Source organism: Kocuria rosea, assembly GCF_023715525.1.
GTDB classification, from domain to species: Bacteria; Actinomycetota; Actinomycetes; order Actinomycetales; family Micrococcaceae; genus Kocuria; species Kocuria rosea_A.
In genome coordinates, this window is sequence record NZ_JAMBOG010000003.1 from 104789 (window position 1) to 128415 (window position 23627).

General features: G+C 75.9%; 26 protein-coding genes. 14 read left to right on the forward strand and 12 right to left on the reverse strand.

Annotation, left to right across the window (positions count from 1 at the left end; all coding sequences use genetic code 11):
• The first annotated feature begins 16 nt into the window (after positions 1-16).
• Positions 17-1789: a glycoside hydrolase family 15 protein gene (locus M3185_RS17310; protein WP_251332185.1), complete on the forward strand. Its 1773-nt coding sequence runs from the start codon at positions 17-19 to the stop codon at positions 1787-1789.
• Here the strand turns inward: M3185_RS17310 and M3185_RS02980 are convergent.
• Positions 1786-2217: a hypothetical protein gene (locus M3185_RS02980; protein WP_251332186.1), complete on the reverse strand. Its 432-nt coding sequence runs from the start codon at positions 2215-2217 to the stop codon at positions 1786-1788. The two genes, M3185_RS17310 and M3185_RS02980, sit on opposite strands and share 4 nt — an antisense overlap.
• 314 nt (positions 2218-2531) lie before the next feature.
• Here M3185_RS02980 and M3185_RS02985 point away from each other — a divergent pair, with 314 nt between their 5' ends.
• Entirely contained in the window at positions 2532-2900 is a 369-nt protein-coding gene (locus tag M3185_RS02985; protein WP_251332187.1) for a helix-turn-helix domain-containing protein, read from the forward strand.
• 193 nt (positions 2901-3093) lie between these two features.
• Positions 3094-3555, forward strand: a complete 462-nt coding sequence (locus M3185_RS02990) for a hypothetical protein (RefSeq protein ID WP_251332188.1) — start codon at positions 3094-3096, stop codon at positions 3553-3555.
• A 28-nt stretch (positions 3556-3583) separates the two neighbouring features.
• Here M3185_RS02990 and M3185_RS02995 read toward each other — a convergent pair whose 3' ends face one another.
• The 4 genes from M3185_RS02995 to M3185_RS03010 form a co-directional block, all read right to left on the reverse strand.
• On the reverse strand, positions 3584-3988 hold the full coding sequence (locus M3185_RS02995; RefSeq protein ID WP_251332189.1) for an Lrp/AsnC family transcriptional regulator: 405 nt from the start codon (positions 3986-3988) through the stop codon (positions 3584-3586).
• A gap of 46 nt (positions 3989-4034) precedes the next feature.
• Entirely contained in the window at positions 4035-5009 is a 975-nt protein-coding gene (locus tag M3185_RS03000) for a GNAT family N-acetyltransferase (protein ID WP_251332312.1), read from the reverse strand.
• 106 nt (positions 5010-5115) lie between these two features.
• Positions 5116-5907: a nitroreductase family protein gene (locus M3185_RS03005; protein ID WP_251332190.1), complete on the reverse strand. Its 792-nt coding sequence runs from the start codon at positions 5905-5907 to the stop codon at positions 5116-5118.
• 30 nt (positions 5908-5937) lie between these two features.
• On the reverse strand, positions 5938-6318 hold the full coding sequence (locus M3185_RS03010) for a hypothetical protein (RefSeq protein ID WP_251332191.1): 381 nt from the start codon (positions 6316-6318) through the stop codon (positions 5938-5940).
• Positions 6319-6429: 111 nt separating this feature from the next.
• On the opposite strand from M3185_RS03010, the gene M3185_RS03015 reads away from it, so the two are divergent.
• The 3 genes from M3185_RS03015 to M3185_RS03025 are packed head-to-tail and all read left to right on the forward strand — an operon-like array spanning position 6430 to position 9600.
• Complete coding sequence (locus tag M3185_RS03015; protein ID WP_251332192.1) at positions 6430-7197, forward strand: methyltransferase domain-containing protein; 768 nt, start codon at positions 6430-6432, stop codon at positions 7195-7197.
• A 50-nt stretch (positions 7198-7247) separates the two neighbouring features.
• Positions 7248-8462: an NAD-dependent epimerase/dehydratase family protein gene (locus M3185_RS03020; protein WP_251332193.1), complete on the forward strand. Its 1215-nt coding sequence runs from the start codon at positions 7248-7250 to the stop codon at positions 8460-8462.
• Between the two features lie 7 nt (positions 8463-8469).
• Complete coding sequence (locus M3185_RS03025) at positions 8470-9600, forward strand: glycosyltransferase family 4 protein (protein WP_251332194.1); 1131 nt, start codon at positions 8470-8472, stop codon at positions 9598-9600.
• 45 nt (positions 9601-9645) lie between these two features.
• Here the strand turns inward: M3185_RS03025 and rlmC are convergent, their stop codons facing one another.
• On the reverse strand, positions 9646-10770 hold the full coding sequence (gene rlmC, locus M3185_RS03030; protein ID WP_251332195.1) for a 23S rRNA (uracil(747)-C(5))-methyltransferase RlmC: 1125 nt from the start codon (positions 10768-10770) through the stop codon (positions 9646-9648).
• A 230-nt stretch (positions 10771-11000) separates the two neighbouring features.
• Here rlmC and M3185_RS03035 point away from each other — a divergent pair, with 230 nt between their 5' ends.
• Positions 11001-11288 (forward strand): hypothetical protein, encoded by a 288-nt coding sequence (locus tag M3185_RS03035; protein WP_251332196.1) that lies wholly within the window; start codon positions 11001-11003, stop codon positions 11286-11288.
• A 10-nt stretch (positions 11289-11298) separates the two neighbouring features.
• On the opposite strand, the gene M3185_RS03040 is transcribed toward M3185_RS03035, so the two are convergent.
• Entirely contained in the window at positions 11299-12372 is a 1074-nt protein-coding gene (locus M3185_RS03040; RefSeq protein WP_251332197.1) for an FUSC family protein, read from the reverse strand.
• A gap of 95 nt (positions 12373-12467) precedes the next feature.
• Between M3185_RS03040 and M3185_RS03045 the strand changes: the two genes are divergently transcribed.
• The 6 genes from M3185_RS03045 (at position 12468) to M3185_RS03070 (ending at position 16784) form a co-directional block, all read left to right on the forward strand.
• Positions 12468-12878 carry a CrcB family protein gene (locus M3185_RS03045; protein WP_251332198.1) on the forward strand — a complete coding sequence of 137 codons (411 nt, stop codon included), beginning with the start codon at positions 12468-12470 and terminating at the stop codon, positions 12876-12878.
• Positions 12875-13246 (forward strand): fluoride efflux transporter FluC, encoded by a 372-nt coding sequence (locus M3185_RS03050; protein WP_251332199.1) that lies wholly within the window; start codon positions 12875-12877, stop codon positions 13244-13246. Before M3185_RS03045 ends, M3185_RS03050 begins: the two co-directional genes overlap by 4 nt.
• Positions 13247-13259: 13 nt before the next feature.
• Complete coding sequence (locus M3185_RS03055) at positions 13260-13430, forward strand: hypothetical protein (protein WP_251332200.1); 171 nt, start codon at positions 13260-13262, stop codon at positions 13428-13430.
• Positions 13431-13432: 2 nt separating this feature from the next.
• On the forward strand, positions 13433-15958 hold the full coding sequence (locus M3185_RS03060) for a glycoside hydrolase family 3 protein (RefSeq protein ID WP_251332201.1): 2526 nt from the start codon (positions 13433-13435) through the stop codon (positions 15956-15958).
• A gap of 74 nt (positions 15959-16032) precedes the next feature.
• On the forward strand, positions 16033-16338 hold the full coding sequence (locus M3185_RS03065; protein WP_251332202.1) for a TetR/AcrR family transcriptional regulator: 306 nt from the start codon (positions 16033-16035) through the stop codon (positions 16336-16338).
• Between the two features lie 188 nt (positions 16339-16526).
• Complete coding sequence (locus M3185_RS03070; protein WP_251332203.1) at positions 16527-16784, forward strand: hypothetical protein; 258 nt, start codon at positions 16527-16529, stop codon at positions 16782-16784.
• Between the two features lie 128 nt (positions 16785-16912).
• Here M3185_RS03070 and M3185_RS03075 read toward each other — a convergent pair whose 3' ends face one another.
• Positions 16913-17740 carry a VOC family protein gene (locus tag M3185_RS03075; RefSeq protein WP_251332204.1) on the reverse strand — a complete coding sequence of 276 codons (828 nt, stop codon included), beginning with the start codon at positions 17738-17740 and terminating at the stop codon, positions 16913-16915.
• Positions 17741-18117: 377 nt separating this feature from the next.
• Between M3185_RS03075 and M3185_RS03080 the strand changes: the two genes are divergently transcribed.
• Positions 18118-19740, forward strand: a complete 1623-nt coding sequence (locus tag M3185_RS03080) for a DUF4389 domain-containing protein (protein WP_251332205.1) — start codon at positions 18118-18120, stop codon at positions 19738-19740.
• 12 nt (positions 19741-19752) lie between these two features.
• Here M3185_RS03080 and M3185_RS03085 read toward each other — a convergent pair whose 3' ends face one another.
• From M3185_RS03085 to M3185_RS03100, 4 genes are all read right to left on the reverse strand, one after another.
• Positions 19753-20502 carry a DUF6544 family protein gene (locus tag M3185_RS03085; protein ID WP_251332206.1) on the reverse strand — a complete coding sequence of 250 codons (750 nt, stop codon included), beginning with the start codon at positions 20500-20502 and terminating at the stop codon, positions 19753-19755.
• A gap of 14 nt (positions 20503-20516) precedes the next feature.
• Positions 20517-21533, reverse strand: coding sequence for a DNA topoisomerase IB (locus M3185_RS03090; protein ID WP_251332207.1), 1017 nt, complete (start codon positions 21531-21533; stop codon positions 20517-20519).
• A 106-nt stretch (positions 21534-21639) separates the two neighbouring features.
• Positions 21640-22725 (reverse strand): hypothetical protein, encoded by a 1086-nt coding sequence (locus M3185_RS03095; RefSeq protein ID WP_251332208.1) that lies wholly within the window; start codon positions 22723-22725, stop codon positions 21640-21642.
• A 55-nt stretch (positions 22726-22780) separates the two neighbouring features.
• Positions 22781-23434: a MerR family transcriptional regulator gene (locus M3185_RS03100; RefSeq protein ID WP_251332209.1), complete on the reverse strand. Its 654-nt coding sequence runs from the start codon at positions 23432-23434 to the stop codon at positions 22781-22783.
• Between the last annotated feature and the right edge of the window lie 193 nt (positions 23435-23627).

Genomic DNA, 23627 nt, shown 5'->3' on the forward strand with positions numbered 1-23627 from the left:
GGTTCCTCCGCGTCCGGTGCCGATCGGCGAGCACGGGCTGCTGGGCGGCACCCGCACGGGCGCGCTCGTGACCGGCGACGGGACGATCGACTGGTGCTGCCTGCCGCGCTTCGACGGCGAGCCCGTGTTCGGGGCCCTGCTCGGCGGGCCCGGGGCGGGACGCTTCCGCCTCGGCCCCGCCGGACCCGCGGCCCCGTCGGCGCGGCGCTACCGCGGGCACACCGCCACCCTGGAGACGACCTGGGCGACCGGCTACGGCCGCCTGGTGCTCCGGGAGGCGATGGTGGCGGAGGTGTCCGGGCGGCTGCTGCCGGCCACCCTGCTGGTGCGGCAGCTGTCCGCCGAGGGCGCCCCGACGAGCGCCGTGGTCGACTTCGACCCCCGGCTGGGGGAACGGCACCGGCGCCCCCGCGTCCGCCGCGGACCGGTGCTCGTGTGCGACTTCGGCCGGCTCGCCCTGTCCCTGGGCGCCGACCCGCCCGTGGAGGTGGAGCCCGGCCGCCCGGGGACCTTCACCGTGGTGCCCGGCCGGCCGGTCACCTTCGTGCTGGCCGCCGCCCACGGCGAACCCCTCGTCCACGTCGACCCGGCCACCGCCTGGGGCCTCGTCGAGGCCGACGAGGCCCTGTGGCGGGAGTGGGCGGCGGGCATCGACCAGGGCCTGCCCTTCCGGGAGGCCGTGGTCCGCAGCATGCTCACCCTGCGCCTGCTGACCTGCTCCCCCTCCGGGGCGCCGGTGGCGGCGCCGACCACGTCCCTGCCGGAGGACCCGGGCGGGGTGCGCAACTGGGACTACCGCTACACGTGGCCGCGCGACGCCAGCATCGGGGTGAGCACCTTCCTCGGCACGGGGAAGGTGCTGGAGGCGGAGCGCTTCCTCGGGTGGCTGCTGCACGCCAGCCGTCTGGACCGGCCCCGGCTGCCCGCGCTGCTCACCCTGATGGGGTGCCGCGTGCCCGCGGAGCGGTCGCTGGCGGGGTGGCCGGGCTACGCCGGGAGCGCGCCGGTGCGCACGGGCAACGGCGCCGCCGACCAGCACCAGCTCGACGGGTACGGGTGGGTGGTCGACGCGGCGTGGACCTATGTGCAGGCCGGCCACCGGCTGAACTCGGAGGCGTGGCGGGCGATGCGGGGCTTCGCCGACCTGGTGGCCCGGCGGTGGCGGGAGCCCGACGCGGGGATCTGGGAGCTGCGGGCGGACGCGGCCCACCACGTCCACTCCAAGCTGATGGGCTGGCTCGCCCTGGACCGGGCGCTGCGGATCGGGCAGAGCCACCGCCTGGGCGAGGAGCAGCGGCGGCGGTGGCGGACCGCCCGGGACGAGCTGGCCGCCGAGGTCAGGACCCGCGGCTTCGACCCGGCCCGGGGCAGCTACACCCGCGCCTACGGCTCCCCCGACCTGGACGCGGCCCTGCTGCTGCTCCCCGCCCTGGGCTTCGAGCCCCCCGGCTCGCCCCGCAGCCGCGGCACCGTGGACGCCGTCCGGCGCGAGCTGTCGGCCGGCGGGCCTCTCCTGTACCGCTACCCGCCCGGCCGCGACGGCCTGCCCGGGGGCGAGGGGGCCTTCCTGCCCTGCTCGTTCTGGCTCGTCCAGGCGCTGGCCCGGACCGGGCGCCGCGCCGAGGCGACCGAGCTGTTCGGGGCGCTGCTCGCACGGGCCACCCCGCTCGGCCTCTACGGGGAGGAGATGGACCCGGCCACCGGCGCCCACCTGGGCAACTTCCCCCAGGCCCTCACCCACGCCGCGCTCGTCCAGGCGGTGCTCACGCTGCGCGACACCGCGCCCTAGCGGATCCGCTCGAAGTGCAGCTGCATCCACGGGGCCCAGTCGCCGCCGGCCTGGCGCTCCCACAGCGCGTCCATGGCGTCCGCGCCGGTGAGGCGCAGCGTCGAGCGCACGCCGTCTCCCGTCAGGAGCAGCACGCCCTCGCCCGCCGGGGCGAGGCGCATCTCGTCGTAGCGGCCGCTCGCGTCGAAGGCGCGCATGGCGAGCGCGCCGCGCCCGTCGGGGTCCCCGATGAGCTCGAGCGCGACGGTGCGCGCGCCGCCCACCAGCACGTCGACCCGGTGGAGCACCCACCGGCCGCCCTCCATGAGCTCGTACTCGTCGGTGCCGGCGATCGCCGCCTCCCGGGCGCCGGTCCGCGCCAGCACGTGCCCGCTCGTGCGCCAGAGCCCGAGCAGCGGGCGCAGTCCGTCCAGGGCCTCGGCGTCCACGGGTCCTCCTCGGGCGCCCCTCCCGGACGGGGCGGGAGGGGCCGGGGAACGTGACGTGCCTGTGCCCGCCGCCGGTCCGCCGCCACCGCACGGCATGTCCCGATCGTGGGGCCGTCCGGCGCCGGGGTCAAGCGGCGGCTCCCGTCGTCGACGGCGCGTGGCGGAGGAGACGCTCCTGCGCCGGGCCCCGCGCACGACCTTTCCCGCCACATCCGGGAACGATCCGCCGAACCCCTTCCGCGGCGGTCCCGCCCCGCCCACAATCGTGAACAGACCGTGCCACCGCCCTCTCACCCACCGGAAGGAGGACCGCCGTGACCGCGTCCGAGAACTCCTCCGCCCCTCCGTCCGCCACGCACTACGAGCAGGCCCTCACGGACGCCACCGAGATCCGCGGCCTCACGCCCGCCGAGAAGCTGGTGCTCCTCACCCTGGCCGCCCGCGCCAACGCCGCCCACGGGCAGCCCGTGGGCGTCATCCCGTCGGACCTCGCCGACCGGCTCGGGTACCAGCGGAAGACCATCGCCCATGCGCTCACGAAGCTCGAGGACGCCGGCTACATCAGCCGGACCCCGCAGAGCAGGCCCACCCCCAGTGGCGGGACCGTGCGCAGGGGCGAACTGGTGACCTTCCACTACGAGGTCCTGCGCGCCGCCCGCAGCACGGAGCGGACCCACCGCTGACCGCCCCCGGTGGCCGCGGGCGGCCCCGGGCCCCCGGACGGCGGGATGACAAGGGACTTTCGTCTGGTGCGGGGCATAGATGTGGGGACAGGAAAGGGCCTCCCCGCTGGTCCGGGAGCACCTAGGATGAGTCCGTCCAGTCATCCGCACCCCCCACGGACGAGTCCGCACCCCCACGGACGAGGAGGCACCCATGACCGTCGACGGCTGTTTCGCCGAGGCCCAGCGCTACCTGCAGTCCTGCTCGCCGGCGGGGCTGACCGTCAAGCGCTTCGACATCGTCGACGACATCGCGGAGCTGACCGTGGCGTTCACCCCCGAGGCGCTCGAGCGGGTCCTGGCCTCCGAGCTGCGCGCCACCGGCGGCCCCACCGACTGGGACGACCCGGAGGCGCCGATGGAGCCCGGCTCCCCCACCTGGGCCCACGCCATGGAACTGGCCGCGTTCTTCAACGACGACTACTTCAGCCAGGTCCTGCTCGCCCGCCACGAGGCGGCCCTGGGGGCCATCCTGGCCGCCCACGGGCACGAGGGGACGCCCGTGGGCGCCCGCCCCGACTACACCCCGGCCGCCCTGATGCTCTGCCTGCGGGCGCTCAAGGCCCAGCACCTGCGCGGGCCGGGTCCGGCCGCGCCGGCAGTGCACGCCGCCTGACGTCCGAGCGGCCCCGGACGGCCGGCGCTCAGCCGCCCCCGTCCAGCAGCGGCGCAACCCGGTACGGGACGACCGTGCGCAGGAACATGCTGGTGGAGGCCCGCAGGATGCCCGGGCACAGCCGGATCTCCTCGGAGACACGGTAGAGGTCCTCGGGGTCCCTGGCGACCACGCGGCACAGCAGCTCCGTCTGCCCGGCGGGGGCGAACACCTCGATCACCTGCGGGATGGCCCGCAGCCCGGCGATCGAGGCCTCGAGCTGGTGCTGGTCGAGCTCCACGGCCACGCTCGCGCCCAGGCCGCAGCCCAGGGCCGCCGGGGAGACCCGCGTGCTGTGCAGGCGCAGCGCCGGGCTGGTCCGGAAGCGATCGAGCCGCGCCGGGACGGTGCCGCGCGCCAGCCCGGTGCGCTGGGTCAGGGCCAGCACGGTCATCCGCGGGTCCGCGGGCCGGATGCTGCCCGGGGAGCCCGTGCCGGACTCAGCCCCGGGGGCCGGGGAGGCGGGGGTCGAGGAGCCGGGCGTAGGTGGCCTGGGTGCGCACGGGCACGAAGCCGACGGACTCGTAGAGGGCGCCGGCGCCGGTGGGGTTGGCGGAGTCGACGGTCAGCTCGACGGCCGACCAGGTCCCGGCGGCCGCGGCGGCGGCCACGGTCCCGAGGAGGACGGCCCGGGCGAGCCCCTGTCCCCGGGCGTCCTGGCGGGTGCCGACGGCCGCGACGTACAGGCTGCCCTCGGCCCACTGCGCGGCGAGGCAGTAGGCGAGGACCCGTCCGCTCCCGTCGCGGGCCACCCGCCAGACGTCCTTGCGGTTGGCCCGCGCGTCCACCACGTCCGTCCAGGACTCGGGGGTGCAGGGCGTGGTCCCCCAGTGGGTGGCGAAGGCGTCGTTGTGGGCGAGCCGCAGCTGCTCCGCCATGGCGTCCTCGTACGGCTCCACCCGGGCGCCCGGCGCAGGCACGGGGGCGCCGGGCAGCGGCCGGGCCATGTCCGTGAACCACCGCACCGGCGCGTAGCCGCGTCCGCTCAGCAGGGCGCGGGCGTCCGCGCCCTCGACGCCGCCGGAGGCGCGCAGCTGCACCGGCGCCCCCGGGTGCCTCTGCGCGGCGATCGCGGCGGCCCGGGGCTCCATCCGGTCGAAGAGCGCGGTGGCGATGCCCCTGCCGCGCCAGGCCGGGTGGACGCCCCCGCCGAGGTCCGCGCGGACCGGGCCCGTGGCCGTGCGCTCCATGCTCACGTGCACCTGGCCGTAGCCGACCATGGTCCCGCCCGCCCACACGCCCCACGTGTCGGCGGCGGCGTCCACCCCGGCCATGGTCAGCTCCTCGGCCAGGTCCTCGGCGGTGTACGTCTCGCCGGTGCCGTCCGCCTCGGCCAGCACGTGGGTCAGCGCGGACCACTGCGGGGTGTCCCGGGCGGTCAGGGGACGGAAGCGCGGTGCGTCGTCGGGGCTCACAGGTGCAGACGCTAGCCCACCCGCGCCCGGTGTCACGGCGACACCGCCGGTCCGGCCCGTCGATGACGGCACCGGGGCCGGGCGGGCCGGGGCGGCGGGACGCCGCTCAGTCGTCCCAGCCCTCCTGGGGACTCGCGCAGCTCTCGCGGAACACGTACTGGGAGATCCGCCGCCGCTCCCGGGAGGACCAGTCGATCGCGGGGCGGCGCTGCTCCTCGGGCACGTAGCCGAGGCGGTAGACGGCCATGAGCTCGAGCTCCTCGGGGACCTCCAGCAGCTCCACGATCTCGACCCAGCGGGCGGGGGCCTCCATGGGGAAGGAGACGAACTGGATGCCCATGCCGAGCTCCACGGTGGTCAGCCACAGGTTCTCCACCGCCGCGCCCATGGAGAACAGCGAGTAGAACCCGGACAGCTCCCCCGGCCGGTACTCGCGGCGGTCGAGCATGACGCCGAGCAGCAGGGGCGAGCCGGCCACGAGCTTCTGGTTCTCGGCGCCGAGCGTCTGCGGCACCCGCAGCCGGTTCATCATGGCCTGACCGCTCGGGGTGAAGGCCTTGCCCGTGAAGGGCCGCAGCACCGCCGGGAGCTTGTCGAAGAGCATGCCGAAGCGCTGCTCGTCCATCTCCTGCCGGCTGAAGCGGAAGTAGCGCTTGTACCGGTCGAAGAACGTCCCCTCGGCCATCACCTGCGTCATGGACTCGCCGCTGATCCGCGCGATCCGCTCGATGGTCCCCCGGTCCTCGACGACCACGAAGCGCCACGGCTGGCTGTTGAACTGGGACGGCGCGGCCGCGGCCGCCTGCAGCAGCAGCTTCTGGTGCTCGGGCGCGACCGGGTCCGGGAGGAACGGCCCGTTGGTGGTGCGGCGGCGGAAGACGACGTCGAGGAACTCCATGTGCTCTCCGGTTCGGTCGGGACGGGACGGTCAGGACGGGCCCGCCGCGCGCAGGAGCGCGGCGGCGTAGAACGGGGCCGCGGACAGGGCCGCGAGGGCGTGCCGGCGGGGGTGGCCCTGGGCGGGGGTGCCGATGTGGGGCAGGGCGGCGAGCGGCAGCAGCGCCGGGGCAAGAGCCCGGCCCGCCGCCCGCCGGGAGGGCGAGGCCGAGAGCGCGCAGCGGGCCGCGGCCAGCGCGGTCGTCGTCGTCGTGGCGACGTAGAGGGCGTGGTGGATCCAGCGGAACCGGCCGGTGCGCACCAGGCCGGAGCCCACGGACGCCCCCAGGGCGGCGTTGGCGGCCCAGCAGGCGGAGGCCAGTCCGACCCAGGGCGCGGACGGCGCTCCTGCGCCGCGAACGGGATGCCCCACGCGACCTCCCTCCGTCGGCTCCGGGTCGGGGTGCCCAGTCTACTGACGCATCCGGGCGGCGGGTCGCCCGTCGTCCGTGACGGGCGGGGCGCGCCGGGAAACAATGGGGGAATGTCCTCCGTCCCGACACGGGCCCGGCCCGACCTCTCACGCCGCGACCACGAGCTCCGGGAGCTCATGGACGACCCCGGCTGCGATCTCGCGGCGCTGCACCGCACCTACGCCCGCTTCGACCTCGTGAACCAGCTGCTCTCCGGGTGGGCGGCGACCTACCGGCGCCGGATCCGCCCCCTCGCCGAGCCGGGCCGCCCGCTCGACGTGCTGGACGTGGGCTCCGGCGGCGGGGACGTCGCCCGGTCCCTGGCCCGGTGGGCGCACCGGGACGGGGTCGAGCTGCGGATCACGGGCATCGACCCGGACGCCCGCGCGCTCGCGTGGGCTGCCGGGCGGACGGCCCGCTGGGCCGCCCGGCACCCGGAGGTCACGCCGCCGGTGTTCCGCCGGGCCGCCAGCGGGGAGCTCGTGGCGGCGGGCGAGACGTTCGACGTCGTGATCTCCAACCACCTGCTGCACCACCTGGACCCGGACGCGGTGGTGGCCTTCGTGCGGGACTCGCAGCGGCTGTCCCGCCGGCTGGTGGTGCACAACGACCTCGTGCGCAGCGCCGCCGCCTACCGGCTCTACGCGGTGGGCGTCCTGCCGCTGGCCCCCGGCTCGTTCCTGCGCACCGACGGGCTGCGCTCCCTGCGCCGCGCGTACGTCCCCGCCGAGCTGCGGGAGCTGGCCGGGCCCGGCTGGCAGGTCCTGCCCGGGTCCTTCGCCCACCAGCAGCTGATCCGTTCCCGTTCACTTGCGCTTCACACGGATCCCCCACGCTGAGACCCGGTCCTTACGGGGGCGGCGGCCGCCGCCCCGAGAACGGAGTTGAGATGAAGATCGCGATCCTCGGTGGCGACGGCTTCTGCGGCTGGCCGACCACACTGCACCTGTCGGCGCGCGGGCACGACGTCGTCGTCGTCGACAACTTCTCCCGCCGGGCGATCGGCGAGGAGCTGGGTGCCGAGTCCCTCACCCCGATCCGGTCCCTCGCCGAGCGCCGCGCCGCGTGGGAGGAGCTCACGGGCCGGAGCGTCGGCTTCGCCGGGATCGACCTCGCCCGGGACTACGAGGCGTTCCTCGACCTGCTGGTGACCGAGCGGCCGGACGCGGTCGTGCACTTCGCCGAGCAGCGCGCCGCGCCCTTCTCCATGAAGTCCCCGCGGCACAAGCGCTACACCGTGGACAACAACCTCAACGCGACGCACAACGTGCTCGCCGCGGTCGTGGAGTCGGAGCTGGACGTGCACGTGGTCCACCTCGGGACCATGGGCGTCTACGGCTACGGCACCGCCGGGATGCGGATCCCCGAGGGCTACCTCGACGTGGAGGTCACCGGGGAGGGCGGCGGCGTCGCACAGCAGATCCTCTACCCCTCCAACCCGGGCTCGATCTACCACATGACCAAGGTCCTCGACCAGACGCTGTTCGCGTTCTACGCGAAGAACGACCGGCTGCGGATCACGGACCTGCACCAGGGCATCATCTGGGGCACCAACACCCGGGAGACCGGCCTCGACGAGCGGCTGGTCAACCGCTTCGACTACGACGGCGACTACGGCACCGTGCTCAACCGCTTCCTCATGCAGGCCGCCGTCGGCCACCCGCTCACCGTGCACGGGACCGGCGGGCAGACCCGGGCGTTCATCCACATCCAGGACATGGTCCGCTGCGTGGAGCTCGCGCTGCTCCACGCCCCGGCGCGCGGCGAGCGCGTGAAGATCTTCAACCAGATGACGGAGACCCACCGGGTCCGGGACCTCGCCCGCCTCGTGGCGGAGCTGACCGGCGCGCAGGTGGAGACGGTGCCGAACCCGCGGCAGGAGTCCCCGGAGAACGACCTGCACGTGGTCCACGACGCGTTCCTGGACCTGGGCCTGCGACCCACGACCCTGTCCGAGGGACTGCTGCTGGAGGTCGAGCAGACGGCCGCCCGCTGGGCCCACCGGGCGGACCTCTCCAGGATCCCGGCCACGTCCCTGTGGACCCGGCAGCGGAGGGCCGGGATCCCCGCGTCCCGGACCGGCGCCGCGCCGGTGGGCGCCTGAGCCGCGGATGCGGATCGCGCTCGTCACCGACGTCTTCCTGCCGAAGGTCGACGGGGTCGTCACCCGCCTGCTGCGGACCCTGGACGCGCTCGGGGATCTGGGCCACGACGTGCTCGTGCTCACCCCAGGCACGCCCCCCGACCGGTACGGGCCCCACCGCGTGGCCCGCGCCCGGTCCTTCACCTTCCCGTGGTACCCGGAGATCCGGGCGGGCGTGCCGACCCCGGCGGCCGAGCGCGCGCTGACCGCGTTCCGCCCGGACGTCGTGCACGCGGTGAACCCGGTGTGGTTCGGCGCCTGGGGCGCGCTGGCGGCCCGGCGCCGGGACCTGCCGCTGCTCGCCTCCTTCCACACGGACGTGCCGCAGTACATGGACGCCCTCGGGCTGGGCCCCCTGCGCGGGACCGCGGAGCGGCTGATCCGCAGCACCCACAACCTCGCGCAGGTCAACCTGTGCACGTCCGGGCCCATGGTCGAGCGGGCCGCCGCGATGGGCATCCGCGACGTGGGCCTGTGGCCCAAGGGCGTGGACACGGCCCTGTTCTCCCCCGCGCGGTCCAGCCCGGGCATGCGCGCCCGCCTCACGGACGGGCACCCCGGGGAGCGGCTCGTGCTCTCGGTGGGGAGGCTGTCGAAGGAGAAGAACCTCGAGGCGCTCGTCGAGCCGATGCGCCGGCTGCCGCGCACGCGGCTCGCGATCGTCGGCGACGGCCCCCACCGGGCGGGGCTCGAGCGGGCGTTCGCCGGCACCCCCACCGTCCTGCCCGGCCCCCTGCACGGGGAGGAGCTCGCCACCGCCTACGCCTCCGCGGACGTGTTCGCGTTCCCGTCCACCACGGAGACCCTCGGGCTGGTGGCCCTGGAGGCCCTGGCCAGCGGCGTGCCCGTGGTGGGCGCCCGCGCCGGCGGCATCCCGTTCGCCGTCGACGACGGGCGCACCGGGCTGCTGGCGGACCCCGCCCGGCCGGGCGAGCTCGGCGAGCACCTGGCCCACCTGCTCGACGACCCGGTCCGGCGCACGCAGATGGGCGCGGCCGGCCGCGCCGAGGCCGAGCTCCACGGCTGGCGGGGCGCGACGGAGGCGCTGGTGGGCCACTACACGCGGGCGGTGGAACGGCACCGGGCGCGGTCCCGCTGAACGGGTCCGGCCTGCCCACCCGGGACGGCGGCGCCGAGCGGGCCCCTAGGCCCGCTCTAGGAGCACCATCACCTCGTAGTGGCGGGTCTGCGGGAACATGTCCAGCACGCGCGCGCGCCGCGGCACGAGCGACGGCATGGCCGCCAGGTCCCGGGCGAGGGAGACGGCGTTGCAGCTCGAGTACACGACGTGCTCCACGCCCGAGGACTCGAGCCAGCCGGCGAGCTCCGCGCCGATGCCGCGCCGCGGCGGGTTGACGACCACGAGCTCGGGCACCCGCCGGGCCCCGAGGGCGAAGGCGGTCGCGTCGCCGGCGGCGAAGTCCACGCCGGACAGTCCCGCCTCCTGCGCGCTGAGCGCGGCGCTCGCGATGGCCTCGGCGCTGGCCTCGATGCCGGTGATCTCCCGTGCCGGCCCTGCGACGTGCAGGGCGAAGCCGCCCACCCCGCAGTAGAGGTCCCACACGGAGGCGGGGCCCAGCTCGTCCGCCCATTCCCGGGCCTGGCGGTAGAGGGCCGCGGCCACGGCGGTGTTGGTCTGGAAGAAGCTGCGGGCGCGCAGGTGGAGGTTCACGTCGTTCACGCGCATCCGCAGGGTCTCCTGCTCGGTGAGCAGGATCTCCTGCTCGCCCTCGAGCACGGCCTTGTGCTCGGGCTGGATGTTGGCGGAGACCACCGCGAGCCGGGGCAGCTCCTGCTGCAGGCCGGGCAGGTGCTTGCGGATCCGCACCACGGACTCGGTGGAGCGCAGCACGAAGCGCAGCATGAGCTCGCCGTCCGGGGACTCGGTGAGGATCAGGTGCTTGAGCTCGCCGCGGCGGGCCGGGACGTCGTAGGGCACGAGGCCGGCCTGGGTGATGAACGCGGAGAGGGCGGGGAAGCACGCGGTGAGCGCGGGGGACGAGACCCCGCACCGGCGCAGGTCCACCCCGCGCCCCTGCCCGTCGAGGATGCCCAGGGTGGGGTGCCGGACCGTGCCGCCCACCACCATCTTGGCCTTGTTGCGGAAACCGGACTCCGGGCTCGCCACCGCCGGCAGCCAGGCCAGGTCCGGCCAGGCCGCCAGGAGGCTCCGGCAGTGCTCCTGCTTGTCGGCGAGCTGCTCGGCGTACGGCCGGCCCATCAGGGTGCAGGAGCGGCAGGCGCCGGCGTCGAAGTAGGAACACTGCATGGCCCACCAGTCTACGTCCCGCACCCGGCACTGCCCCCTGTTACCCCGGACGGGCCGCACCGTATAGTGGCTGTCCTGAGGTCAAGCAACGGCCGCGTCTTCACCCGTGCACGAGAACAGGTCGTCGTCGTGGAACCCATGCCCCCAGTGCCCGTCGCGGTCCCCCCGGACGGGCATCGCCTCCCCCCGGTCGTGGCTGCACGTCCCGCCGGCCTCGGCAGGCCCACCGCGTGAGCGACCGCCGTCACTCCGGCGCCGGGTCCCCGGCGAGCCCCCGCACCGGCGCCTCCGGCCGGGCCCGGCTGCGCCTGGGACCCGACGAACGGTTCCCCCTCGACCTCACCCGGCTGGACGTCGCCGAGCTGCAGGTGCTGCACAGCCGGCTCGCCCGCCAGCTCGACCACGAGTACCTCTCGGACCCCGCCGGGCCCGACCCGGTGACCCTGGACCGGCACCGCCTGCTGCTCGTGGAGCTCGACGCCCGCGAGATCATGGCCGGGCCCGACCCGGCGGAGTAGCGCGGGGGCCTCAGCCGCGGTCCCGCGCGCGCGTGCTCCCGGCCGGTCCGGGCGCGGGCGGGTCCAGGACGTCGACGAGCCGCTGGAGGTCCTGCCCCGCGGCGAGCACCAGCCGCTGCTGCACCTCGGACGGGTCCACGGGCCCGGCGTAGAGCCGGCCCAGGAGCGCGCGCACCTCGGCGGCGGGAGCTGCCGTGTCCTCGTCGTGGGCCCACGCCCGCACGCACCGGGCGCCCGCCTCCACCGCGTCGGCGAGCCCCGCGGCCACCGGCCCGGGCACCGTCCAGCCGTGCCGGTCGGCGTCGTAGAGCGCCCGCAGCGCGTCCGTGAGGTCGCGCAGGTGGAAGACCACGCGCTCGAGCTGGGCGAGGGCCGCGTAGCCCGGGTCGGTGCCGCGTGCGCGGCGGCGGAGCACCACGCGCGGATTGCCGCGGGCGCTCAGCGCCGACGCGTCCACCGCCTCCCGCACCTCTCCCGTGAGGCGGGCCAGCTCGTGGTTGCGCTGCGCCCAGTCCCGCCCCGCGGTGCTGCCCGGCGAGGCCAGCTCCCCGGCGACGTCGCCGAGGTAGTCGACGACGACGCCCTGCAGGCGGTCCAGCTGCAGCCGCGCGGTGCGGAAGTCCAGCGGGGGAAAGACCGCCACGTTGACGACCAGGCCGATCGCGACCCCCACCGCCATCTGCACGAGGTAGCCCAGGGAGTAGGACCCGGCGTCCTGGCCGCCCACGATGAGCACGAACAGCGCCGCCATGGGCACGTACTCGGCGCCGGCCCCGAGCCGCCGCACCCCGGACAGGAGCACGCCGATCCCGACGGCCAGGCCGATGGTCACGAGGTTGGGGCTGCCCACCAGCAGCACCCCGGCCGCCAGGAGGATGCCCAGGGCGAGGCCCGCCACGGTCTGCAGGCCCGTGCGCACCGAGCCCAGCACGGTGGGGTACATCGCGGAGAGCGCTCCCAGCGGGGCGTAGTAGGGGTACTCGTCGATCGTCCCGGGCATCCGCTGCGCCACCACCCACGCCAGGGACACGGCGAGCGCGGTCTTGAGGGCGAGCAGGACCCGGGGGCCGCGGAGGGTGTGCACGCGGTCATCCTACGGACCGGTGGTTAGGATCGACCCGCCGCGCTCGCCCCGGAGCGCGCCAGGACCCGCGGCGCGCCGCGCCGGGAGGAGAGCCGATGCACCGACCGCCGCACCGGAGCCCGCCGCTGGTCCTGGCCGTGGGGCTGGGCGGAGCGCTGGGCACCGGGGCCCGCTACGGCCTGACCGCCCTGCTGCCGGCGGCCGGGGGCTGGCCCGTCGCCACCCTGGCGGCGAACCTGCTCGGGTCGGTGCTGCTGGGCCTGCTCCTGGAGGCCCTGCTGCGCCGGGGCGAGGAGACCCCCCGGCTGCGGCTGCTGCGCCTGGGCCTGGGCACGGGCGCCCTGGGCGGGTTCACGACGTTCTCCTCGCTCGCCCTGGAGGTCGAGCGGCTGCTCGCGGGCGGGGCGCCGGCCCAGGCCGCGGGCTACCTGCTGCTCTCGCTGGGCGGCGGGTTCCTGGCGTGCCTCGCCGGGGTGCTCCTGGCCGCCCGGGGGCGGCGCCTGTGACCGCGCTGCTCGTGTGCCTGCTGGGCGGGCTGGGCGCCGCGGCCCGGTTCGTGGTCGACGGCGCGGTGCGGCAGCGGTGGGCCACCGCGTTCCCGGCCGGGACCGTGGTCGTCAACGTCACCGGGTCCCTGCTGGCCGGCCTGCTGTCGGGGGCCGCGCTGGCGGGGGCGCTCGGCGGGACGGCTTCGGCCGCAGCGGTCACCGGCTTCTGCGGCGGGTACACGACCTTCTCCACCGCGATGGCCGACACCGTGCGCCTGGCCCGGGCCGGGGACGGGCGCCGGGCGGTGCTCAACGCCGTGGGGACCGGCCTGCTCACCGTCGTCGCCGTGCTGGGCGGGTTGGGCGCGGCCGCGCTGCTGTTCTGAGGCTCCGGGGCAGATGATCGACATGGCCCACGCCATGCCCCAGTCCCTGGCCCCCTTCGCCGGCGCGTGGCTGCCGACCGTGGCCGTGGCCGGCGGCGAGCCGGACTACGGCCTGCTCCTGGGCGCCGCCGCGGCCGCCGTCGCCGGCGCCTTCGTCGTCCTCCCCGTCAAGAAAGCGAAGTGATCATGACCGAGCACATCCAGACCTCCGGGCGCACCTCCCTGGCGGCCTACGCCCCGCTCGTCAAGCGGCTGTCCCTGGAGGAGAAGGTCCACCTGCTCACCGGCGAGACCGCCTTCACCCTGCCGGGCAACGACCGGATCGGGCTGGCCCCGCTCGCCTTCTCCGACGGGCCCACCGGCGTGCGCGGGCTGAAGTTCGTCGGCGGCGACGCCGTGGCCCTGTTCCCCAACGCCACGCTGATCGCCGCCTCCTGGGACGACGGCATCGCCGAGGAGGTCGGGCGGATGCTCTCCGAGGAGGCCCAGCGCCAGCACATCCACGTGGTCCTCGGGCCCACCATCAACCTGCACCGCACCCCCCTGGGCGGGCGGCTGTTCGAGGCCTACTCCGAGGACCCGTACCTCACCGGGCGCACCGCCGCCGCCTGCGTGCGCGGGATGCAGGCCAACGGCACGGCCGCGTGCCTGAAGCACCTCGTGGCCAACGAGTCCGAGACGCTGCGCAACTTCGTGGACTCCCGGGTCTCCGAGACGGCGCTGCGGGAGCTGTACCTGCTGCCCTTCGAGATGGCCGTCCAGGACGCCGGGGCGTGGTCGATGATGGCCGCCTACAACGACGTCAACGGCGTGCCCGCCACCGAGCACGACCGCGTCCAGAACCGGATCGTCAAGGGCGAGTGGGGCTGGGACGGGCTGATCATGAGCGACTGGTTCGCCACCAAGCGCACCGTCGCCTCCGCGAACGGCGGCCTCGACCTGGTCATGCCCGGCCCGGACGGCCCGTGGGGCGAGAAGCTCGTCGCCGCCGTCCGCGCGGGCGAGGTGGCCGAGGAGACCGTCGACGAGCACGTGGAGCGCCTGCTGCGCCTGGCCGACCGCACCGGCGGGCTCGACCGCGGCGAGGGCCACCGTACCTGGGCGAGCCGGCTGCCCGCCCCGGACTCCGACCGCCGCAAGGAGCAGCTGCGCCGGATCGCCGCGCGCGGCATGACCGTCGTGGCCAACAACGGCGCGCTGCCCCTGGACGAGGCGGGCGAGGGCTCCGTGGCGCTGATCGGCCGGCACGGCCTCGACACCGTCGACATGGGCGGCGGCTCGGCGCAGGTCAACCCGCCGTACCAGTCCACCGTGGCCGAGGGCCTGACGGCCCTGCTCGGGGACAGGGTCACGGTGGCCGACGGCGTGGCCGTGCGCTCCCGTCCCGTCGCCGCGGACCCGTCCTTCCTCACCGACCCGGCCACCGGCACGCCCGGGCTGGAGGTCGCGCTGCTGGCCGCCGACGGCACCGAGCTCTCCCGGTACCACTCCGGCTCGTCCGCGATCTCGATCGGCTGGGACGACGACCTCGAGCGGACCCCGGCCACCGCGGTGCTCACCACGACCCTGGCCAACGAGGCCGGCCCGGTGCTGCTGGGAGCCATCGGCGGCGGGCGCTGGAGCCTGGCGGCGGGCGGGCAGGAGATCTCGGCCGAGCTGCGCTTCGCCGGCAAGGACCCGGGCGAGACCATGATCCGCCCGCCGGCCTTCGCCGAGGTCGTGGAGCTGCCGGCCGGCGCGACCGTGACCGCCACCGTGGCGCTCGAGCCGGTCGACTGGCGCGAGCTGCTCCTGGGCGACCCCTCCCTGGGGCTGGCCGGGGAGAGCCACCTGCTGGACATGTCCGCCATGGGCCTCACGGCCCTGGTGGCCGACCCGGCCCCGCGCCCCGACGACGAGCTGATCGCCGGCGCCGAAGCCGCCGCACGGGCCGCGCGCACCGCCGTCGTCGTGGTGGGGGTGACCGAGGAGGAGGAGACCGAGGCCTCCGACAAGCGGACCCTCGCCCTGCCGGGCCGCCAGGACGAACTGGTGGCCCGCGTCGCGGCCGCCGCCGAGCGCACGGTGGTCGTCGTCAACGCCGCCACCCCCGTGCTCATGCCGTGGCTGGCCGACGTGGACGCCGTGGTGGTCGCCGGGCTGCCCGGGCAGGAGGGCGGCCACGCGGTGGCCGCGGTGCTCACCGGGGAGCTGGAGCCCACCGGGCGCCTGGTCACCACCTACCCCGCCGCCGACGGGGCAGCGCCGGCCTGGAACGTGGTCCCCGGTGAGGACCTCGGCCTGTCCTACGACGACGGCACGGCCATCGGCTACCGCGGCTACCACGCCGGGGCCGCCCCGGAGCCCCTGTTCTGGTTCGGCCACGGCCTGGGCTACGGCAGCTTTGCGTACGGGTCCGCGGCAGCGGTCCGCGGCGGGGACGGCCGGCTGGGCGTGGACGTCGAGCTGACCAACACCTCCGCGCGGGACTCCCGGGAGACCGTGCAGGCCTACCTGGACCCGGCCGAGGCCGACCAGCCGATCCGCCTGGTGGGCCACCAGGGCGTGGACGTGCCCGCCGGGGCCACGGTCACCGTGACGGTCGACTGCGACCAGCGGCTGTTCCGCCGCTGGAACGAGTCCACCGGCGCCTGGGAGCAGCTCGCCCCCGGCGGTGAGCTGGTGGTCGCCCGCGGCCTGGGCGACGTCCGGGCCCGGGTGTCGTTGGGCTGAGATCCTTCGAGGAGGCGGTCGTCCCCCGCGGACGGCCGCCTCCTCCTTCCGCGCCCACCCCGTGCCAGGACACCATGGCCACCCCCGCCGCGCCACGGTCGCCCCGCCGCAGCAGCGGCCGGCCCCGGGGCGCCGACAGCGCCGCCCGCCGGGAGGAGATCCCGGCCGCGGCCGCCCGGCTGTTCTCGCAGGAGGGCTGCCGCGGCACCTCGAGGAGCGGGCTCGCCCGGGCGGCCGGGATGAGCCAGACCGGTCTGGTGCACTGCTTCCCCACGAAGGACGGCCTGCAGATCCAGTGGCTCTCCGACCCCGACCACCCGGACATGGCCACCGACTTCCAGGTGCTGCCCGACGCCCCCCGGGGCCGCTGGGAGCGCTGAGCCGGGCCCGGGCCGGCCACCCGCAGCACGGTGCCGCGCAAAGACCCTGTTCTGCCTCGTGGATGCAGGGCCGACCGCGCAGGGTCTGTGCGACCGCCAGCAAGCTTGCTATTCTTCTGGCACGCCCGAAGCGCACGAGACCCACTCGCGGGACCCCTCCGCGGGACCCACCGGAGAAAGCAGGCACCGTGGCCGACATCAATCCCGAGCAGGCGCGCAACGATCCCGAGAAGGCCCAGAAGGCCCTCAACGAGGAGACCGGCTACAGCGTCGAGGGCGACACCCCTCCCATCGCGGGCCTCGGCGTGGGCCCGCACAACCCCGACCTGGACGTCGACCACCCCGGGGACAGCTCGAAGGGCAAGATCGCCATCGCGGTCATCTTCGGCTTCGTGGTGCTCTTCGCGGTGCTGTGGTTCGTGGGCGCTCTCGTGGGCATGTTCTGAGGTCCGCCGACCCCGCCCCGGAGTAGCACCGTCAGCTCCGGGCCCGGCCGCGGCGGGCCGGGCCCGGAGCCCTGCCTGCCGCGAGGCGGGTCCCCCGGAGCACCGCGCCCCCTGCCGCCTGCCCGGGCTCAGTCCAGGTCCTGGCTCCACGAGTGGTCGTTCCAGTCCTCCGAGGACGGGCCCATCATGGCGAACCGCTCGCCGTCGGGGCCGGCCGCGAAGATCAGCTGCCCGTACCCGAACTCCTCCGGCTCCTGGACCAGCGTGCCGCCGGCGGCGACGACCCGCTCGGCGGCCGTATCGGCGTCGTCGACCTCGAAGCAGACCCACCACATCGGGGGCACCTCCTGGAGGTGGTCCACGTCCTCCGCGGGGACGCCGATCCCGCCGGCGGTGCGGTCCATGCCCGGGACCGTGAACACGGCGTACGCCTCGTGCCGGGTCCCGATGTCCTGGTAGGTGTAGCCGAAGACCGTGGCGTAGAAGCGTTCCGCGGCCTTCTGGTCCGAGGTCAGCAGGTCGCACCAGGCGATCGTCCCGTGCCGGCCGACGATGCTGAACCCGGTCTGGTCCCGGGGCTGCCACACCCCGAAGGCGGCGCCGGTCGGGTCGATCCACACGCCCATGCTCCCGAAGGTGCCGACCTCCACCGGGTCGAACAGCTGCCGCGCCCCGGCGGCCACCGCCGCCCGGCCCGTGGCCTCGATGTCGTCGGACTCCAGGTACACCGCCCAGGCGTGGGGGTCATCCTCCATCCCGGCCAGCGCCGGGGACATCCCGGCCACCGGCTCCCCGTCCACCAGGGCGTTGCAGTAGCCGCCGTGGTCCGGGTCGGACGGCGTGAACCGCCACCCGAGCACGTAGGAGTAGAAGTCCTGGGACCGCTCCAGGTCCGAGACCATGATGTCCACCCAGCACGGGGCCCCCGGGGGCCACCGGTCGACGCGCTCGGCCATGGGGATGTCCTCTCCTCGCGCGGGCGGCGTCGGCGACGCGGCCCGCCCCGGCAGTCCTGTTCCCCCATGGTCGTCCCCGCCGTCCCGGAAGGGAACACCCCGGCCCGGGATTCGCCGGCCGCAGCCCCTTCCTCGCCGCCGCCCTGCAGGGGGTGGAGCCAACGGGGCGGGGTTAACATTCGGGGCTTTCTTCCGGGCGCCCCGGGCCGTTCCTAGACTCGGGGGCAGGACAGGGGTCCCGAGTCCACGGGCCCCGCCCCGGAGGACGGACGAACGGCCGTGCGTGCTCGCTGGACGGAGGAGCCGACCCGGCCGCCGACCGGACGTTGCGCTTCGGGCACCGACGACGACCGACCACGACCGTTCCGGGGGACCCCATGACCGCGCACTCCGCTCCCGCCCACCCTGCTCCGCGCGAGCCCGCGCCCCGGACGAGGCCGGGGCAGTGGGTGCTGCTCGTGGTCGGGTCCGTCCTGACCGCCCTGGGCCTGGGGGCGGTGGCCACCGGGCTCGTCCTCGCCGGCGCCGCCGCGGCCCAGGAGGGCGGCCGCTACCTGACCGGGGGCCCCGAACGGCACCAGACCATCGCCTACGCCCTGACCAGCCCGTCCGTGGTGCTCGACACCGAGGGGGCGCCGATGCCGCAGCTGCCCTTCGTGGAGCAGCTGGCCGGAGTGCAGGTGCGCGCCACCGCGGTGGACCCCCAGCAGGAGGTCTTCGTGGGCGTGGCCGCGACCGAGGACGTGGGGCGGTACCTCCAGGGCGTCGCCCGCGCCCAGCTCGGGCCGGGCCTGCGCGACGACGAGGACGAGGACGAGGAGAGCATCGACGTCTCCGGGTCCCGCACGCCCGACCGCCCCGGGAACCAGACCTTCTGGGCCGCCTCGGACCAGGGCACCGGGACGCGGGAGGTGGAGTTCGACCTGCAGCCGGGCCGCTGGAGCCTGGTCGTGATGAACGCCGACGCGTCCCGCCCGGTGTGGGTCGAGGTGCAGGCCGGAGCGCGCTCGGACCTCGCCGGCCCGGCGGCCGCGTGGCTGCTCGTGGGCGGGCTGATCGGCCTGGTGGTGGGCGTGCCGCTGCTGCTGCTCGGCGCGGCCGGGCTGGGCCGGGACGTCGGCCGCGGGGCGCCCCCGCGGGGCACGGGCCCCGGCGCGGCGCTCGCCGCCGGCCCGGGCGGGCAGCGGGCCTGGCCCTTCGTCTACCCCGTCACGGTCACGGGGTTCCTGGACGCGAGGCTGTCGCGGGGCCTGTGGCTGGTCAAGTGGCTGCTGGCGATCCCGCACTTCCTCGTGCTGGCCGTGCTGTGGTTCGCGCTGTTGGTCACCACCGTCGCCGCCGGGCTCGCCATCCTGTTCACCGGCCGCTATCCCCGCTCCTGGTTCTCCTTCTGCGTGGGCGTGCTGCGGTGGAGCTGGCGCGTGGGCTTCTACGCCTACTCCGCGCTGGGCACGGACCGGTACCCGCCGTTCACGCTGGCCCCGGCCGAGTACCCGGCCGACCTCGACGTCGCCTACCCCGAGCGGCTCTCCCGGGGCCTGGTCCTGGTGAAGTGGTGGCTGCTGGCGATCCCGCACCTGCTCGTGGTGGGGGCCCTCACGGGCGGCGCCGGCCGGACGGGGATCGGCGCCGAGTGGGACGAGACCGGCCGGGCCACGACCGCCGGCTGGGGACCGTCCCTGCTCGGGCTGCTCGTGCTCATCGCCGCCGTCGTCCTGCTGTTCACGGGACGGTACCGCTACGAGCTCTTCGCCCTGGTCGTCGGCATCAACCGGTGGCTCTACCGGGTCGGCGCCTACGTGCTGCTGATGCGGGACGAGTACCCGCCCTTCCGGCTCGACCAGGGCCCGGTCGAGCCGCCGCCCGGGCCCGGTCCGGCCACCCGACCGGCGCCGGAGCCCCCGGAGGCCGGCCGGGCGCCGTCGCCCGCCCCGCCCGAGCAGGCGCCGCCGCCGCCCCCGCGCAGCGATCCCGGCGCCCCGCCCCCGCCCTGGGCGTGAGGCACCGGCCGGTCAGCGGAAGCGCACGCCCTCGAGCCGTGCGCGGAAGAACTCGCCCTCGTCCTGCCGGGCGGTCCCCCAGCCCCAGCCGGCGCGCAGGACCGTGGGCACGCGGACCCCGGCGACGACGGCCTCCGCGGACAGCGCCACCCCGAAGGGGTGCCGGCCGTAGCCGGTGCCCTCCGGGTCGCCCCAGCGCTGCATGCCGACCTCCTCCAGCCGGCCCTCGGGGTCGACGCACACCAGGGAGTCCTCGCGCTGCCCGCCGGGAGCCCAGGACATCACGGCGGTGTCCGCGTCCGGCCCCGCGGACCACTGCGCCCGCAGGCAGGCCGGCGGCACGAGGACGCCCTCGCCCGCCAGGCGCCCGGCGGCGCTGCGGGTCACGTCGGGCCCGGTGGCGGAGAGCACGGGGACCAGCCCCAGCAGCCGCCAGCGCATCTCCCCACCCGCGGCGCCGTAGCGGTCGAAGCCCGTGACGGGCAGCCCCAGCACCCGGGTCCGGGCGGCCCACACGAACCCGCGCGCGGGGGCGACGACCTGCTCGGCGGAGAACCGGCGCCAGCGGCCCCCCAGCCGGATCTCGCCGCGCATCGCGAGCTCCGCGGCCGTCCACGCCGGGGTGCCCGGCGGCACCGCCCGGTCCAGCCACCGCCGGGCCGGTTCCGGCAGTGCCTCCAGGACGGAGCGGTCGGCGGCGGGCGGGGCCGGAACGGGGGCAGCAGCGAGGGCCGTCCAGTCCGCGCGAGCGGCGCGCGGCACGGCACGGCAGGAGATCACATCAGGAACGAGCGCAGGGTGCGCTCGGCCGCCCGGTACGTGGAGGCGCCGATCGTCTCACCGTCCATGAACCGGTCGATCACCCGCGGGTCCACGTAGGAGCTGCGGGCGATGGCCGGGGTGTTGCCGAGGTGCTCGGCGACCTCGCGCATCGCGGCGGACACCGCCTTCTTCCGGGCGCTCGCGCTGGGCCGGGTGCCGGCGCGGGCGGCGAGCGCCAGGGCGGCGGTGACCGTGCCCTGCCACGTGCGGAAGTCCTTGGCCGTGAAGTCGGGCCCGCACTGGGTCTTCACGAAGTCGTTGAGCCGGGCGCTCGTGGTGGGCACCCACTGCCCGTCCTCGTCCTGGTGCGCGAGCGCGGGCTCGTCGGGGTCCCGCCGGAGCATGGGGGTCAGGGCGGCGGCGAGGTCGGCGTCCTGCACGGCCACCGACCACTGGTGCCCGCTCTTGCCGGGGAAGTCGAGGTGCACCCCGGCCCCGTCCACCCGCACGTGGCGCACGAGCAGGGTGGTCACGCCGTAGGAGCCGTTGGACTGGGCGTACTCCTCGTTGCCGATCCGCAGGGCCGCGACGTCCATGAGCCGGAAGGCCGCGGCGTACGCCTTCTCCTCGGTGGGGGCCTCCGAGCGCAGCAGCCGGGTCACCGCCGGGCGGGCCCGGATCAGCGTGTCGCCGAAGTCCAGGACGCGGTCGAACTTCTCGCGGTCCTTCAGCTCCCGCCAGCGGGGGTGGTAGAGGTACTGGCGGCGACCGGCGTCGTCGACCCCGGTCGCCTGGATGTGGCCGTTGGCGTACGGGCTGATCCACACGTCCTTCCACGCCGGGGGGATCGCGAGCGCCCGGATGCGCTCGAGCTCCTCCTGCTCCTCGACCCTGCGGCCGTCGGCGTGGCGGTAGGCGAAGCCCCTGCCGTAGCCGCGGCGGGTGATGCCGGGCCGGGTGCAGTTGCTGCGCCGGAGGCGGGGCCTGCGGGCGGGGCGGGACTGCGCGGGACTCTGCTGCGTGGCGGCCATGGTGTCCTTCCGGGACCGGATCCGGGGCGCTCCGATGACAGAAAGTGTACTGATCGGCGCGGTGCCCGGGCACGGCCCTGCGGCGGCGGCCTCCTCCGGCCGGCGCTCAGGCCCCCGAGCGGGTGTACGCGGCGGCGCGCACGACGTCGTCGTCCTCCAGCCCGGCCCCCAGGGCCCCGCCCACGGTGGCGAGGGTGGCGGTGAGCCAGGCGAGCTTCGCGTACTCGAGCGCGCCGACGTCCCGGCCGATCACCTCCGTGAAGACGTCCCGGTCCACGAGCAACAGGGCCCCGAGCCAGGAGAGGGCGAAGACGGCGAGGTAGAAGACGAGCACCCCGATCGCCACGGTCGCGGCGGTGGCGAGGTTGAACAGGGCCACCTGCTCGCGCTCGGCGCGCCGCCGCGGGCGCTCCCACAGCCGGGCGCCGACGACGAGCGTCCCGGTCACCGCACCGACGGCGAGCAGGCCGAGCGCCCCGAGCCGGCCCGGGCCGTACTCCGCCGCGAGCAGCCACAGGTCCGAGGCCACCAGCGTGAGCACGCCCGTGGCCACGGCCACGGCCAGCAGCCGGGACAGCCGCACCACGAGGGTCCACGGGCGGTTGGCCCGGATCATCCCCAGCAGCAGCCGCACGTTGCCGCCGAGCACGCGGGCGGTGAACTGCACGGCGTTGTCCTCCGGGCGGTCCTCGACGTCCTGGGCGCGCTGCCGGGCCCGGCGGAGCAGCTCCTCCTGCCCGTCGTCGTCGGGGTCGTAGCCGAGCAGGTCGCCGACCACGCGCACCGTGGCCTCCCGGACCTTCTGGGGCACGCGCACCGCGCCGAGGGCCGGGACGGCGACCAGCCCCACCCCGTGCACGGGGCTGAGCTGGGTGAGCACGGGGTTGCGCCCGTCCTTGAGCGGAGCGTCCGTGAGGACGACCACGAGGTCCCAGTCCTCGTCGAGCATCCGGTCGCGGGCGGCCTCGAGCAGGTCGAGGCCGTCCGCGGGCGGGACGACCAGCCGGTCCTCGACGACGGCGACGCGCCACCGCACCCCCGGGTGGCGCTCGCGGAGCAGGCCGGGCAGCTGCGCGGCGAGGTCCCGGGGCAGGAGCGGTGCGGCCTGCGGGGAGACCACGAGGCCGAGCAGCAGCTCGGGCAGGGGTTCGGGCAGGGGTTCGGTGGCGTGGGGGGAAGGAGCGTCGGGCACCGGTCAATCCTGGGGCAGGACGCCCGCGAACGCCACTCGCCGGGGGCGGAGGGGGCTATCGGTCGGCGTCGTCCTGCGCGGGCGCGGGGGGCGGGGCCGCGGGGCGGCCGAGGGCGGTGCTGCTGACGTCCTGGTGGGCCAGCCGGCGCAGGGCCGCCAGCACGGGCTCGTAGACGGCGGTGCCGAGCACCGCGTACTCGACGGCCGCGCCCGCGTCGTGCGCCGGGACCCCGTCGATGTCGATCCGGGCGATGGCGTGCACGTGCTCGCCGTAGCCGCGCAACCGCTGCTCGTCGATGGGCAGGCCGACCGACTCGGCGGCGGCGAGGGCGTGCTCGAGCTGGGCGACCGCGGGGTAGTGGGGGTCGTAGAACCAGCCGAGCGCCTGGATCGCCGCGCGGGCGCGGGGGTGGTCCCCGCCGGGCTCCTCCGCGTAGGGCGGCAGCGCCGCGACGGCCCGGCCGAGGGCGGCGAACAGGTCCTCGGGCGAGGAGTCGACGAGCCCGAGCACCGTGCGCGTCCTCGCCACGCTCAGGCCCACCACGTCCGTGAGCGCCCGGATGAGGGCCAGCCGGTGCAGGTGCCGCTCGCCGTACTGGGCCTGGGTCGCGCTGGTGGCCTCCCCGGGCGGGAGCAGCCCCTCGCGGAGGTAGTACTTGATGGTCGCGACCGGCACGCCCGACCGCTCGGCGAGGGAGGAGATGCGCACGGGAACCCCTTGATCGGATAGTCAAGGTATCCAATAATGGATACCACGGCTATCCAATAGTAGCCGGTCGTCCTGCCGAGGAGCCGTCATGAGCGCGACCGCTCGCCCTTCCCGCCCGCTGCCGGTGCCGCCGCCCGCCTCCGTGGGCCTGCACCGGCCGCTGCTGGTCCTGGCCCTGGCCATGGCGGTGCTC

Excerpts from the sequence above, each read along its gene's own strand:
- M3185_RS02990 (WP_251332188.1), top strand. The coding sequence starts at position 3,094 with ATGACCGTCGACGGCTGTTTCGCCGAGGCCCAGCGCTACCTGCAGTCC.
- M3185_RS02995 (WP_251332189.1), bottom strand. The coding sequence starts at position 3,988 with ATGACCGTGCTGGCCCTGACCCAGCGCACCGGGCTGGCGCGCGGCACC.
- M3185_RS03005 (WP_251332190.1), bottom strand. The coding sequence starts at position 5,907 with ATGGAGTTCCTCGACGTCGTCTTCCGCCGCCGCACCACCAACGGGCCG.
- M3185_RS03015 (WP_251332192.1), top strand. The coding sequence starts at position 6,430 with ATGTCCTCCGTCCCGACACGGGCCCGGCCCGACCTCTCACGCCGCGAC.
- M3185_RS03020 (WP_251332193.1), top strand. The coding sequence starts at position 7,248 with ATGAAGATCGCGATCCTCGGTGGCGACGGCTTCTGCGGCTGGCCGACC.
- M3185_RS03025 (WP_251332194.1), top strand. The coding sequence starts at position 8,470 with ATGCGGATCGCGCTCGTCACCGACGTCTTCCTGCCGAAGGTCGACGGG.
- rlmC (WP_251332195.1), bottom strand. The coding sequence starts at position 10,770 with ATGCAGTGTTCCTACTTCGACGCCGGCGCCTGCCGCTCCTGCACCCTG.
- M3185_RS03045 (WP_251332198.1), top strand. The coding sequence starts at position 12,468 with ATGCACCGACCGCCGCACCGGAGCCCGCCGCTGGTCCTGGCCGTGGGG.
- M3185_RS03055 (WP_251332200.1), top strand. The coding sequence starts at position 13,260 with ATGATCGACATGGCCCACGCCATGCCCCAGTCCCTGGCCCCCTTCGCC.
- M3185_RS03060 (WP_251332201.1), top strand. The coding sequence starts at position 13,433 with ATGACCGAGCACATCCAGACCTCCGGGCGCACCTCCCTGGCGGCCTAC.
- M3185_RS03065 (WP_251332202.1), top strand. The coding sequence starts at position 16,033 with ATGGCCACCCCCGCCGCGCCACGGTCGCCCCGCCGCAGCAGCGGCCGG.
- M3185_RS03075 (WP_251332204.1), bottom strand. The coding sequence starts at position 17,740 with ATGGCCGAGCGCGTCGACCGGTGGCCCCCGGGGGCCCCGTGCTGGGTG.
- M3185_RS03080 (WP_251332205.1), top strand. The coding sequence starts at position 18,118 with ATGACCGCGCACTCCGCTCCCGCCCACCCTGCTCCGCGCGAGCCCGCG.
- M3185_RS03090 (WP_251332207.1), bottom strand. The coding sequence starts at position 21,533 with ATGGCCGCCACGCAGCAGAGTCCCGCGCAGTCCCGCCCCGCCCGCAGG.